This is a genomic window from Phycicoccus avicenniae, from assembly GCF_050496545.1.
Taxonomy (GTDB): Bacteria; Actinomycetota; Actinomycetes; order Actinomycetales; family Dermatophilaceae; genus Phycicoccus; species Phycicoccus avicenniae_A.
On the sequence record NZ_JBNVZV010000036.1, the window covers coordinates 1 to 12755 of the forward strand.

14 protein-coding genes are annotated in these 12755 nt (G+C 74.5%); 9 read left to right on the top strand and 5 right to left on the bottom strand.

Features of this window, described 5'->3' with window-relative positions; all coding sequences use genetic code 11:
- A partial coding sequence (locus tag ACQZ2A_RS20045; protein ID WP_430214526.1) for a hypothetical protein occupies window positions 1-260 on the bottom strand: 260 nt, incomplete at its 3' end.
- Between the two features lie 126 nt (window positions 261-386).
- Here ACQZ2A_RS20045 and ACQZ2A_RS20050 point away from each other — a divergent pair.
- From ACQZ2A_RS20050 to ACQZ2A_RS20085, 8 genes are all read left to right on the top strand, one after another.
- A complete protein-coding gene (locus tag ACQZ2A_RS20050; RefSeq protein WP_430214528.1) occupies window positions 387-1118 on the top strand; it encodes an AIM24 family protein in 732 nt (243 codons plus the stop codon).
- 70 nt (window positions 1119-1188) lie between these two features.
- Window positions 1189-2202 (top strand): biotin synthase BioB, encoded by a 1014-nt coding sequence (gene bioB, locus ACQZ2A_RS20055; RefSeq protein WP_430214530.1) that lies wholly within the window; start codon window positions 1189-1191, stop codon window positions 2200-2202.
- Between the two features lie 7 nt (window positions 2203-2209).
- Window positions 2210-2455 (top strand): hypothetical protein, encoded by a 246-nt coding sequence (locus ACQZ2A_RS20060; protein ID WP_430214532.1) that lies wholly within the window; start codon window positions 2210-2212, stop codon window positions 2453-2455.
- Between the two features lie 189 nt (window positions 2456-2644).
- Window positions 2645-3199 carry an NADPH-dependent FMN reductase gene (locus tag ACQZ2A_RS20065; RefSeq protein ID WP_430214533.1) on the top strand — a complete coding sequence of 185 codons (555 nt, stop codon included), beginning with the start codon at window positions 2645-2647 and terminating at the stop codon, window positions 3197-3199.
- A gap of 128 nt (window positions 3200-3327) precedes the next feature.
- A complete protein-coding gene (locus ACQZ2A_RS20070; protein WP_430214534.1) occupies window positions 3328-3813 on the top strand; it encodes a DUF6584 family protein in 486 nt (161 codons plus the stop codon).
- Between the two features lie 24 nt (window positions 3814-3837).
- Window positions 3838-5154, top strand: coding sequence for an adenosylmethionine--8-amino-7-oxononanoate transaminase (locus ACQZ2A_RS20075; protein WP_430214535.1), 1317 nt, complete (start codon window positions 3838-3840; stop codon window positions 5152-5154).
- 95 nt (window positions 5155-5249) lie between these two features.
- Window positions 5250-7388, top strand: a complete 2139-nt coding sequence (locus ACQZ2A_RS20080) for a hypothetical protein (protein WP_430214536.1) — start codon at window positions 5250-5252, stop codon at window positions 7386-7388.
- Window positions 7389-7411: 23 nt separating this feature from the next.
- Complete coding sequence (locus ACQZ2A_RS20085) at window positions 7412-8752, top strand: S53 family peptidase (protein ID WP_430214538.1); 1341 nt, start codon at window positions 7412-7414, stop codon at window positions 8750-8752.
- Window positions 8753-8829: 77 nt separating this feature from the next.
- Here the strand turns inward: ACQZ2A_RS20085 and ACQZ2A_RS20090 are convergent, their stop codons facing one another.
- The gene (locus ACQZ2A_RS20090) at window positions 8830-9246 is read right to left on the bottom strand and encodes a pyridoxamine 5'-phosphate oxidase family protein (protein WP_430214540.1); all 417 of its coding nucleotides are present in this window, start codon (window positions 9244-9246) and stop codon (window positions 8830-8832) included.
- A 105-nt stretch (window positions 9247-9351) separates the two neighbouring features.
- On the opposite strand from ACQZ2A_RS20090, the gene ACQZ2A_RS20095 reads away from it, so the two are divergent.
- Window positions 9352-10329 carry a sulfotransferase family protein gene (locus tag ACQZ2A_RS20095; RefSeq protein WP_430214542.1) on the top strand — a complete coding sequence of 326 codons (978 nt, stop codon included), beginning with the start codon at window positions 9352-9354 and terminating at the stop codon, window positions 10327-10329.
- Here the strand turns inward: ACQZ2A_RS20095 and ACQZ2A_RS20100 are convergent.
- From ACQZ2A_RS20100 to ACQZ2A_RS20110, 3 genes are all read right to left on the bottom strand, one after another.
- A complete protein-coding gene (locus tag ACQZ2A_RS20100; protein ID WP_430214544.1) occupies window positions 10295-11191 on the bottom strand; it encodes a hypothetical protein in 897 nt (298 codons plus the stop codon). The two genes, ACQZ2A_RS20095 and ACQZ2A_RS20100, sit on opposite strands and share 35 nt — an antisense overlap.
- Before the next feature lie 63 nt (window positions 11192-11254).
- On the bottom strand, window positions 11255-11629 hold the full coding sequence (locus ACQZ2A_RS20105) for a GntR family transcriptional regulator (RefSeq protein WP_430214546.1): 375 nt from the start codon (window positions 11627-11629) through the stop codon (window positions 11255-11257).
- Window positions 11626-12579, bottom strand: coding sequence for a hypothetical protein (locus tag ACQZ2A_RS20110; protein WP_430214548.1), 954 nt, complete (start codon window positions 12577-12579; stop codon window positions 11626-11628). The genes ACQZ2A_RS20105 and ACQZ2A_RS20110 overlap by 4 nt, the downstream gene beginning before the upstream one ends.
- Between the last annotated feature and the right edge of the window lie 176 nt (window positions 12580-12755).

Here is a 12755-nt window from a genome sequence, read left to right on the forward strand (position 1 = left end):
TAGGCCGGCTGCGGCGGCGAGACGGTCAGCGGCCCGAGCCGCCCGGCGGACTCGAGCTCGCGCAGCGTGGCCATCACGCGCTCGCGGTCGGCCGGGTCGACGGGGCGACCGGTGGCCTCGAGCCACGCGAGCACACCGAGGTCGCGCAGCGCCTTGTCACCGCCCATCCCGGGCACGTTGACGCCGGCGTTGGACATCGCGACGTCGGCCTTGGCCGCGAGGTCGCTCGCGGCCGCCTTGGCCTTCTCGAAGAAGCTCATCCGGGACCTCCCTGACTCGACCCCCTGCTGTGCTCGGAACCATAGCCCCGGGCCCCTCGTCTCTTCTAGCGTTGTGCCCGACGGGAGACACCTCCCGGCCGACCATCCCCCCGAAAGGCCCGCCCGATGACGATCCACGGCTCCCTGTTCAGCGAGTTCAAGGAGAAGGAGACCGGCGACCCGTTCTCCCTGCAGAACAAGAAGATGCTGAAGGTCGAGATGCAGTACGGGCCGGTGCAGGCCAAGACGGGCTCGATGGTGGCCTACCAGGGCGACGTGCGCTTCGCGAACAAGGGCTCGGGCGGCATGGGCAAGATGTTCAAGGCCGCCGTGACCGGCGAGGGCGTCAAGATGATGGAGTGCTCGGGCAACGGCGAGCTCTTCCTCGCCGACGCCGCCTCCGAGGTGCAGGTCATGTACCTCGAGAACGACGCGATCTCCGTGAACGGCAACAACGTCCTCGCCTTCTCGAGCTCGATCCAGTGGGACATCCACCGCATCCAGGCCCGCGGCGCCGCGATGACCGGCGGCCTCTACAACGTCTCGCTGCGCGGCACCGGGTACGTCGCCGTGACGACGAAGGGCGACCCCATCGCCCTCGACGTCGCCACCGCCCCGACCTTCGCCGACGCCCAGGCCGTCGTGCTGTGGACCTCCGGGGTCTCGATGGACGTGCGCGTCGACACCGGCGGCTTCGGCTCGATGATCCGCGGCGGCACCGGCGAGCTGCTCCAGATGGCCTTCGGCGGCCAGGGCTACGTCCTCGTCCAGCCGAGCGAGTCCGTCACCGACGGCGGGCACCAGCAGGGCGGCAACCAGCAGGGCCCGGGCGGGATGCTCGGCCAGTTCCTCAACTGACGCAGTGCCGCGGGCGCTCCGCGGGCGGACCCGGTCGGGGCCGCCCGCGGGGTGCTGCGACAATCGGGCCATGACGGCTCAGGTGACCGGGACGGACATCCTCGACGTCGCGCGCGAGCAGGTGCTCGAGCGCGGCGTCCCGCTGACCCAGGAGCAGGTCCTCGAGGTGCTGCGCACCGGCGACGACCGGCTCCAGGACCTCCTCGCGCTGGCCCACGAGGTGCGGCTGAAGTACCAGGGGCCGAGCGTCGAGGTCGAGGGCATCGTCTCGCTGAAGACCGGCGGCTGCCCCGAGGACTGCCACTTCTGCTCGCAGTCCGGCCAGTTCACCTCGCCGGTGCGCTCGGTGTGGCTGAACATCCCCGAGCTCGTGCGCGCCGCGAAGCAGACCGCCGCCACGGGAGCGTCCGAGTTCTGCATCGTCGCCGCGGTGCGCGGGCCGGACGCCAAGCTCATGGAGCAGATGCGCGAGGGCGTGGCCGCCATCCGGGCCGCCGTCGACATCCAGGTCGCCGCCTCGCTCGGGATGCTCACGCAGGAGCAGGTCGACGAGCTCGTCGACATGGGCGTGCACCGGTACAACCACAACCTCGAGGCCGGGCGGTCCTACTTCCCGAACGTCGTCACGACGCACTCGTTCGACGAGCGCCTCGACACCTGCCGGATGGTCAAGGAGTCCGGGATGGAGCTCTGCTGCGGCGGGCTCGTCGGGATGGGCGAGACCCTCGAGCAGCGCGCCGAGCTCGCGGCGAACCTCGGTGAGCTCGAGCCGCACGAGGTGCCGCTGAACTTCCTCAACCCGCGGCCGGGCACGCCGTTCGGCGACCTCGAGCCGATGGAGAGCGGCGACGCGCTGCGCACCATCGCGGCGTTCCGGCTCGCGCTGCCCCGCACGATCCTGCGCTACGCCGGTGGCCGCGAGCTGACCCTCGGCGACCTCGGCACCCGCGACGGGCTGCTCGGCGGCATCAACGCGGTCATCGTCGGCAACTACCTGACCACGCTCGGGCGCGACCCGCGCGAGGACCTCGCGCTGCTCGACGAGCTCGAGATGCCGATCAAGGCCCTCAACGAGACGTTCTGACCCGTCGATGGTGTTCGCGGACGTGGGCGCGCACGAGCCGGTCGCCCGGGGTGAGGACCCCGGTGCGTGGTGCGGGCAGTGCGGGGTGGCACTGGCCGAGGGCGACCACGCGCGCTGCGCCCGCCGCGCCGAGCTCGAGCCGCCGCGCTACTGCGTCCACTGCCGGCGCCGGATGAAGGTGCAGGTCACGCCCGGAACCTGGACCGCGACGTGCATCGAGCACGGGTCGGTCGAGCGCTCCACCTGGGCCTGAGGGCGGCCCGGCCCGGCCTCCTCGGGTCGAGTGCGGAGGTGGTCGCTCCGGCAGCCGCGAGCGCACTCGACTCGGGGGCCCGCTGTGACGGGCTCCACGGAATGCGACACGGTGGTTGACGGTTCAACCACTTGATCAGCGTCGATCGCCCTGCACCGATCCGCATCCCCTCGACCCTCGGGAGACACCGTGAACGTCCTCGTCCTCGTCGGCAGCCTGCGCGCCGGCTCCACGAACCGCCAGCTCGCCGACGCCGCCGTCGCCCACCTCCCCGAGGGCACCTCGGCGACCGTCTTCGAGCAGCTCGCCGACCTCGCGCACTACTCCGAGGAGCTCGACCACGACGACGCGCTGCCCCAGGTCGCCCGCGACCTGCGCGAGGCCGTCGCCGACCACGACGCCGTCCTGCTCGTCACGCCCGAGTACAACGGCTCCCTCCCGAGCGCGCTGAAGAACGCCGTCGACTGGGTCTCGCGCCCCCGCGGCGCGTCGTCCATCGCCGGCAAGCCGGCCGCCGTCATCGGCGCCAGCGGCTCCCCCCGCGCCGCCCAGTGGGCCCGCGAGGACGGCGTCAAGGTGCTCAAGGTCGCCGGCGCCGAGGTCATCGAGGACACCGTCGGGGTCGGCTCGGCGTTCCAGGCCTTCGAGGAGGGCCGGCTCTCCGACGGCGAGCTCGACGCCGCCCTGGGCGACCTCGTCGGCCGCCTCGCCACGCAGGTCCGGCGCGCCCGCACCGCCGCCTGACCGCAGCCCAACCGGACCCGAACGTGGGTGAAGTCCTTCGGCATCCCGAAGGATTTCACCCACGTTCGCCGTCAGGAGCCGGACGAAACCCGTCGCGAGGTCGTCGGGACGCTGGCACCATCGGCTCCGTGACCGGAGCCGTGGACCGCGCTCGGGCGGACCTCGAAGCCGGCCGCCCGTGGATGGCTCGCGATCGCCTGACCAGTGCGCTCCAGGTTCGGCAGGACGACGAGATCCTCGACCTCCTCGCCGAGGTCCACGTCCGGATGCACGACCTCCCGGCCGCCGGGGCCCTGTGGTTCGCCACCGGGCGCAGTGACGAGGCGGCACGCGACGCCGTCGCGGTGTGGGCGGCCCGGTTCCCCTCGGACGACGCCCGGTGGTCGAGTATCCCGCGCCCACTGAGGCTGCGCGCCGGCTCGCCCGGTCTCGAGGAGCTGCGCCGGCGTCTGGCCGCCCGCCCCCTCGGCGAGTCCCGCCCGGCCGACGTCCCCGAGCCGGAGACCCGGGCCGACCGGGTGCTCTTCCCGGCCATGCTCGTGGGCGGGGTGCTCTGGGTGGTCGCGATGGTCCTCATCGGCGCGTGGACGGTGCTGCGCTGGATCTGGGCCTGAGCCCGACCGGCATGATGGGCGGCGATGGATGCCGACGCCCTCGCCGACCTGCGCGCGTTCGACCGCGGGCACGTCTGGCACCCCTACTCCTCCGCCCTGGCCCCGGGCGACCCCTGGGTCGTCGAGTCCGCGCAGGGCGTCCGACTGCACCTGCGCGACCACGACGGCCGCGCCCTCGACGTCATCGACGCGATGAGCTCCTGGTGGTGCGCCGTCCACGGCTACCGGGTGCCCGAGCTCGACGCCGCCGTGCGCGACCAGCTCGACTCGATGGCGCACGTGATGTTCGGGGGCCTCACCCACGCGCCCGCCGTCGGCCTGGCCCGCCGCCTCCTCGACCTCGCGCCGGCCGGGCTCGAGCACGTCTTCCTCGCGGACTCCGGCTCGGTGTCGGTCGAGGTGGCGATGAAGGCCGCCCTCCAGTACCACCTGGCGGCCGGCCGGCGCCGCACCCGCTTCCTGACCATTCGTGGCGGCTACCACGGCGACACGTTCTCGCCGATGTCGGTGACCGACCCCGTCGGCGGGATGCACTCGCTCTTCCGCGGGGTGCTGCCCGAGCACGTCTTCGCCCCTCGCCCGCCCGCCGGCCTCGACCGGCCCGACGACGACGCCGAGCTGGTCGCCTGGGAGCAGACGACGCGAGAGCTGTTCGTGCAGAACGCCGCCGACGTCGCAGCCGTCATCGTCGAGCCCGTGCTCCAGGGCGCGGGAGGCATGTACGTGTACCCGGCCAGGGTCCTCGACGTGCTCCACGACCTCGCCCGCGAGCACGGCGCGCTCGTCATCCACGACGAGATCGCCACCGGGTTCCACCGCACCGGGCCGCGCTGGGCCGGTGACCGCGCCGAGCACGCCCCCGACATCCTCTGCGCCGGCAAGGCGCTGACCGGCGGCTACCTCACCCTGGCCGCGATGCTCTGCACGCGCGAGGTCGCCGAGGGCGTGAGCCGCGGCGAGGCCGGCGGCCTGATGCACGGCCCCACGTTCATGGCCAACCCCCTCGCCTGCGCCGTCGCGAACGCCAACCTCGACCTCCTGGCATTCCGCGACACCCCGGCCGAGGTGGCTCGCATCGAGAACGGGCTGCGTGACGGGTTGGCCTCTGCCACAGCATTGGACGCCGTCCAGGAGGTCCGGACCCTCGGCGCGGTCGGGGTCATCCAGCTGCGCGAGCCGGTGCGCGTGGCGGAGGTGACCGCGGCGGCACTCGCGCGAGGCACCTGGGTGCGCCCGTTCCGCGACCTCGTCTACACGATGCCGCCCTACGTCACCTCGGACGACGACCTCGCCACGCTCACCGCGGCCCTGGTCGGCGCCGTCGCCGACGTCCACGGCTGACTGCGAGAACTCGCAGGACCCTTGCGCCGGCGAGTGGATACCCGATAGACCTGCCCCACCACAGGGTCCTCGGCAGGCTCGAAGGGCGGGGCACGATGCATCGACGCACGACGGTCCACACCATCCGCACCACGGCGCTCCTCGGGGTGTCGGCGCTGCTGGCGGCGGCGCTCACCGCGCCACCCGGCGCGTCGGGGGCGCCACCGACGCTCGCGCCGGCGGCCGCCGCCACCGTCGCCGCGGCGCGGGCCGACACCACCGCGCCCCGTCACGTGCGGCTCATCACCGGCGACGTCGTGACGCTCCCCTCGGCGGGCCACCCGGCGCCGGGGCTCGTCCGCGCGCCCGGGAGCCGCGCCACGTACGGCATCGCCCGCATGCCGGGCCACCTCTACGTCGTCCCGTCCTCGGTCGGCAGCGCGTTGTCCCGGCTCGACCTCTCGCTCTTCGACGCGCAGACCCTCGCCACCCGACCGGCCGACACCCCGGTCACCGTCACCTACGCCTCCGCCACCTCCCCGACGGCCGTCCCCGGGGTCGAGATCCGTTCGCGCACAGGCTTGGTCGGCAAGGGGGTGGTCACGGCGAAGTCCTCCGCCGCACTCGCGAAGGCCCTGCGGACCCGGCCGGCGTCCTCGGTCCTGGCGGGTGTCCGGGGCATCACCGCCGCGACGCCGGTGGTCACCCCGACCTTCCCCATGCACACCGTCACCGTGAGGCTGCTCGACACGAAGGGGGCGCCGGTCGACGGCCTGGCCATCCTCGTCAACGTCGACGACATGCGCCGCGCCTCGGTGGGCGTCCCGGTCGTCGCGGGCGAGGGTCGGGCCAGCCTGCCCGCGGGGAACTACCAAGCGGCCGCCTTCACCTTCGGCGACGTAGCGGCGCTGCCGATCGTCCCCGAGGTCTCCGTCACCGGCCCTCGGTCGCTGACCATCGACGCACGCACCGCCACCACGCGGCCACGCGTGCTCCTCCCCCAGCCGACGGAGGAGGACATCACCTCGATCGACGTCGCACGCACCGATGCACGCGGCACCGGGTCGGCCGTCATCGGGATGGCCGGCGGGGGTGGCGTGCCCCTCTTCGTCACCCCGGTCGACGCGGCCGCGGTGCGCCACGGGCGCATCGACTCCTCGCTGATCTCGGTGCACGACCAGCCCTCTCCCACACCGTCGTACCAGTACTTCCTCGGGTACGACTTCGTCGGCTCGGTGCCGCGGGTGATGCGCTTCGCCCCGAAGACCTCCGACCTCGAACAGGTGTCGATGAGGTACCGCGGCAGCACCGCCCGCAGCGGCCGGCAGGCGCTGGTCGAGAACGGGATCATGACCCGCTCCTCCGGTATCGGGGTGGGGTTCTCCCGGACCGTGCCGTCGCGGATGACGCTCTGGTACGGCGGCAGTCCCGGCGTCAGCACGCTGGGCTCCTACGTGGCGTCCTACGACTGGGAGACCGACACCGGCAGCGAGTACCTCCGCGGAGCGAGCCGACCGGTGACGCCGGGAGCCTCCCGTTCCGAGGAGTGGAACCGGCGCCCCTCGCACCCGTCGTTCATCACCCCGACCGCCGTCGACCCCTACTGCGGGGCCTGCATCCAGGGCGGGCAGCTGCTGCTCACCGTGCCGTCGTTCTCCGACAACGACGAGCGCCACTGGGGCCTGGTCGACGACCCGGCGCGCGTGGCCTGGACGGTCGCATCGGGTGGCACGCAGCTGGGCGCCGGCGACGGCCCGCTGGTCGGGATCTTCGACCTGCCGACCGGCACCGCGCCCGTGGTCGTCACCCACCGGGAGCGGATGCGCCGCCTCGGGTTCCCCGACTCCACGACGTCGACGACGTGGAGCACCCCTCGCGGCGCGCTCGGGCAGACCGTCGCCGCGGAGGCCTGCCCGGACGGCACCTCGACCTGCCGCTCGCTCGGCATGCTCGAGACCCGCTACGACCTGCCCGTCAGTGACACCGGCACGCTCCCGGCCGGCACCGTGGCCGGCCGCGTGAGCATTCGGCCGTTCCTCTCCGGGGCGAACGTGACGAGCGTGGCGGTCGACGTGCGGTACGGCAGCGGGGCGTGGACCTCGGTCCCGGTCACGCCCACCGGGCCGACGACCTTCGCGCTGCGGCTGCCCGTGCCGCCGGGCGGTGGCGTCGCGACCCTGCGCGTGCGGGCGAGCGACTCGGCCCGCAGCTCGGTCACCCAGACCATCGCCGGCGCCTGGACCGTGGCGCCGTGAGCACCGCACCGAGGGAGAGCGCCATGGACACGATGCCCACCTCCGCCCGCGCGAGCGGCCACCGGTCCTCCGTGCGCCGTTCTGCCCGGCTCGCGGTGGGTGTGGCCGCGGTCGCCGTGCTCGCCGGCACCGGCCTCGCGGCCCCGTCGCAGGCAGTCGGGTCCGGGCCGGGAACGGACCCGACCACGACGGCGCCGGCAGCGGTCCGCGACGCGTGCGCAGCAGCGGCCCGGGACGAGGTCCGCTGCCTCGCCGAGGTGCGGGTCGACGCCACGGCCCGCCAGGCCGGCCGCGACGCCACGGCCGCCACCCGTCGGGCCCTCGCGGCGCAGCGGGTGGGCTCCCCGGCCGCGTCGGGCGCGGCGGCGGTCCTCCCACCCGGGTACGGCGCGCGCGCGCTGCGCAGCGCGTACGCCCTGCCGGCCTCCAGCAGCCGGGCGACGGTGGCGGTGGTCATCGCCGGCGACGTGCCCAACGCCGAGGCCGACCTCGCGGTCTACCGCCGGACCTACGGGCTGCCGGCGTGCACGTCGGCCACCGGCTGCTTCCGCAAGGTCAACCAGGCGGGTCGGGCGGCACCGCTCCCGGTGGCCGACCCCGGGTGGGCGCTCGAGGGCTCGATGGACGTGCAGATGGTCTCGGCGGCCTGCCCGACCTGCCGGATCCTCCTCGTCGAGGGCGACGACCCCTCGTTCGAGGCGCTCGCGGCGGCCACCGAGACCGCCCGGCGGCTCGGGGCCACGGTGGCGTCGCACAGCTACGGCGCCGACGAGTCGCCGTTCGTCATGCCGTTCACCGCCGCCTACCGGCCGGCGCCGATGATCAACGTCGCCTCGTCCGGCGACTTCGGCTTCACCACCGCCGGCTACCCGGCCGTGCTGCCGTCGGTCGTGGCCGTCGGTGGGACCACGTTGCGCCGCAGCGCGACCGCGACCCGCGGTTGGACGGAGCGTGTCTGGTCCGGCGCCGGCAGCGGATGCTCGGCCTACTTCGCGAAGCCCGCCTTCCAGAAGGACCGCAACTGCCAGATGCGCACCGTCGCCGACATCTCCGCCGTCGCCGACCCGCAGACCGGCGTCGCCGTCTACGACAGCTACGAGAACCCGTTCGGCCTCGAGCCGGGCTGGATCGTGCTCGGCGGCACCAGCGCGTCGGCGCCGCTCGTCGCCGGGATGATCGGCGCCGCCGACGCCGGCAGCACCTACCGCACGGGGATGGCCTACCGCCGCACCGCGTTCGTCAACGACGTCGTCGGGGGCAGCAACGGCTTCTGCGGTCGGGACTACCTGTGCACCGGGCTGCCGGGCTACGACGCACCGAGCGGCGTCGGCACCCCGAACGGGCTGCGGGTCTTCACCGGCTGAGGCGAGGACGGTCGGCGGGCGCAGGGCACCCGCCGACCCGTCCGCCGTCCGCCCTGCGCACGGGCGGGCCGTCGCCGTCAGTCGGCCTTCGCGGCGCCCCAGCCGTGCCAGTGGGTGACCTCGACCCAGCAGCTGACGCGGGCCCGGTCGCGGGTCGGGTAGTCCCGGCCGCCGTAGTGGTTCGAGAGCCGGTCGATGTCGGCGAGGGCGGTCTCCGGGTCGTCCTCCCACCGGACGATGCGCCCGCGCACGCTGACGTGGGTGTACCACTCGCCCTCCTTCAGCGCGGTCAGCGCCACCTCGGGGTGCTCGTGCATCCACGCGACCCGGGCCCGCTCGACATCCATGTTGAGGAGCACGGTGCCGTCGTCCTCCACGAGGTACCAGGTCGCCACGGACATCGGGGCACCGCTGGGCAGCAGCACCGCGACGACGGCGGGGTTGGGGCGGGCGAACAGCTCGGCGACGTCGGCGGGCATCGGGGCCTGGGGCACGGTGACTCCTTCGTGGGGGTCCCCCGATCCTGCCGGACACCGGGGCGCGTGGACACCTCCCGGACGGGGCTACCGCGGACCGCCCCGATTCCCTACCGTTTGAGTATGAATTCGGTTCGACCTGCTCCGGACGCCCTCGTCGTCGGTGCTCCGAAGGCCGGCACCAGCGCCCTGCACGCCGCCCTGGCCCGCCATCCCGACGTCTTCGCCCCTCGTGTCAAGGAACCGAAGTACTACCTGTGCGGGGACGCGCCCCCTTCCGCCTACCGCGGGCCGGGCGACGCCCACAGCCAGCAGGAGTGGGTCTGGCGCCGGCGCGACTACGAGGGGCTCTTCGCGCCCGCTCCGCCCGGGGCGCTGCGCATCGAGAGCACGCCGTTCTACCTCTACCTCCCGGATGCCCGCCGCCGGATCGCCGAGGACCTGCCGACCGCTCGGTTCGTCGTGCTCCTGCGCGACCCGGTCGACCGCGCCTACTCCAACTGGATGCACCTGCGAGCCGACGGCCTGGAACCGGTGGACGACTTCGGCCGGGCCTGCGACCGCGAGGACGAACGCGTCGAGGCCGGCTGGGCCCCGTTCTGGCACTACCTCCGGCTGGGCCGCTACGGCGAGCAGCTGGCGGACCTCCTCGCCCGGGTCGGACCCGAACGGGTGCTCGTCCTGCGCTACCGGCAGCTGGTCGAGGACCCCACCGGCACGCTGGACCGGGTCGCGCGCTTCCTCGGGCTGCGCGAGGGCGCCATCGCCGAGGTGCCGCGCGACAACTCACGCCCGTGGGTGGGCCCGGGGCCTCGGACGGCAGCGCTGGGGCGGCTCGTGCGGCTCGGGGCCGCCGCCGGGGCGCACGTGCCACCACAGGTCTGGCGGCAGGCCGTCCGACCGCTCTACGCAGCGTTGCAGGCCGGCGGCGACGCGCACCGCCCGCCCCTGGACCCCGCCGTCCGGGCCCGGCTCGTCGCCCGGGTCGACGACGACATCACGGTGCTCGAGGGCCTGCTCGGCGAGTCCTTCGACGACTGGCGCTCGGCGACCGACCGCGGCTCGTTCAGTGCCCGGGCCGCGGCACGAGCCACGTCATGAGGTCCTGCGAGCCGTCGGCGCGCGCCACCTCGGCGTACCAGCGCGCTGCTCCGTCGTCGTGCGGGAGGACCACCGCGTAGCGGAAGGCGTGGTCGCCCTCGGCCGACTCGAGGACCGGACCGGACGGGTCGGCGACGAGGTGCAGCCCGTCCTCGGAGCGCGCGATGCCGGTGCGCTCGAACCAGTTCTGCTCCGCGGTGGCCCGCCCGTCGTAGAGGACGGTGAGCGGCGCGCGGCCCAGGACGGCCGAGACCCGGGCACCGCGGGCGTCCCACGACCCCGGGGTGCCGGCGAGGACCTCACCCTCGTCGCGCCAGGCGAGCCCGTCGGCGCTCGAGAGGTACCGCGTCGTCATCCGGTCCTCGTGGCCGGGTTCGGTGAGGGGGTGGCAACAGAGCCAGAGGTGCCAGCCGTCGTCGTCGAGCAGGACGACGGGGTCCTTGACGGCCAGCGTGTCGTCGCCGGGGAGGACCACGCTTCGGCGGCCGCCGGGGAGGTCCTCGACGCGGTCGGCGTCGAGCGCCTCGACCCACCAGTGCTTGGACTCCGGTGTGGCACAGCTGAGGTAGAGCCGCCAACCGCCGTCCGGCAGGGCGATGATCGCCGGGCGCTCGAAGGACGCCGCGCCGAAGGTCTCGCGGAACACCTCGCAGACGGGCTCGAAGGCCACGCCGTCCTCGGAGCGGGCGACGACCACGGACACCCCGCGGCCGGCGTCGAGCGGGCGGCGCACGCGGTAGGCCATCCAGACGGCGCCGTCGTGGCGGACGGCACCGGCGGCTCCGGCCCAGTTGCCCGCTCCCGCACCGGGGGCCGGGACGACGACGGTGCCGGCGGACGGGTCCGGGCGGGAGTGGCTCACCCGGCGAGCCTAACGATGCGGTTCGATCCCCGGTGTCCTCGCAGGCCGTCGGGGACCGACGTCTCAGGGACCGGCCAGTCGTCGCACCGTGGCCACCGCCTCGTCGGGCCCGAGACCGAGCACCTCGGCCCGCTGGAGGTACGCGGCCGCTGCCTCCTCGAGGGCCTGCCGGGGCGTGGCCGCGGCCGGGGGCGCCGCGGCCACCCGCGTCCCGCCGCCGCGGCGGGAGCGCACGAAGCCGGCCTGCTCGAGCTCGCGGTAGGTGCGGGCCACGGTCCCGGCGGCGAGCCCCAGGTCGGCGGCCAGCTGGCGCACCGGCGGGAGCCGGTCGCCGGGTGTCAGCACCCCGCTGCCGATGAGGTCGGCGAGCTGGCGGCGCAGCTGCTCGTACGGCGGGGTGGGGTCGAGGACGTCGACCGTGACGGCCTGGAGCGTCATCGGACGGGCGCGCCGACCGGGGCGGCGTCGCCCGGCAGCGGACGGGGCAGGTCGTCGACGCGGATGGTCGGCGAGACGAGGAGGGCGCCGAGGGCGGCCGCTCCGCCGACGAGGGCCAGCGGCCCGACGACCGTGCTCGTCCAGCGCACGAGGACCTCGGCGAACGAGACCGGGCACTGCCGGTCCCCGAGCGAGAGGGCGATGAGGGTGGCCACCGGCCCGAGCGTGCCGAGGACCGTGAAGGTCGCCGCGGTGAGGATGTTGCCGGCGGACCAGCGGCGGAGCATCGTGTCGAGGCCCAGGCTCTCCGGCGTCGGGCGCGGCCGGCGGACCACGGCCCGCAGCGCCGCGAGCGTGAGCAGGGCGAGCACCCCCAGGGCGATGGCGAGCGGGACGGCGTAGAACGACCCGGGCCACGGGCCCTGGGAGTGCAGCGTCGAGACGAGCCCACCGTCGATGACCTGCTCGCACCGCTCGGTGAAGGCCCGGCCGGGTCGCTGCTGGTCGTCCGGAGCGCCCCACGCGGCGCCGATGGCGAGGGCGGCGGCGAGGAGTGCGGCGCAGACGAGGAGCAGGACCGTGCGCGCCCGGGGCAGCAGACCCCGCACGGTGCGGGTCTCCACGACGGCGGCCCGGCGGATGCCGACCGCCGGGCGTGCGGTCAGCTCGCCGAGGACCGCCCCGAGGAGCACGCCGGCGCCGACGGCGGTCGGCGCGAGGGCGGTGAGCCGTCCGAGCGCGTCGACCCGCTGGCCGAGGAGGAGCAGCAGGGCGCCGACGACGAGGCCGAGCAGCAGACCCGCGACCCGCAGCCCGCGGGTGCGCGCCGCGATGCGGACGACGTCGGGGTGCTCGTTGACGCCGACGGTGACGGTCCGGCGGCGCAGCATCGCGACGACGAAGGCCGCGAGCGCCACGGGGAGCGCGAGGACCGAGACTCCGATGCCCATGGCATCCTCCTGTTGTGTCGAGCTGTTGATACAAGCAGAGGGTGAGGCCGAGCGGGCCGTTGTGTCAAGCCCTTGGGACAAATCCGGTGGACCCGACCCGAGGGTCCGCAGCCGTGCGGCCCGCGCCCGGTGACAGCGACCCCACAGGTGGGCCCGTGGCCGGCGTGGCAGGATCG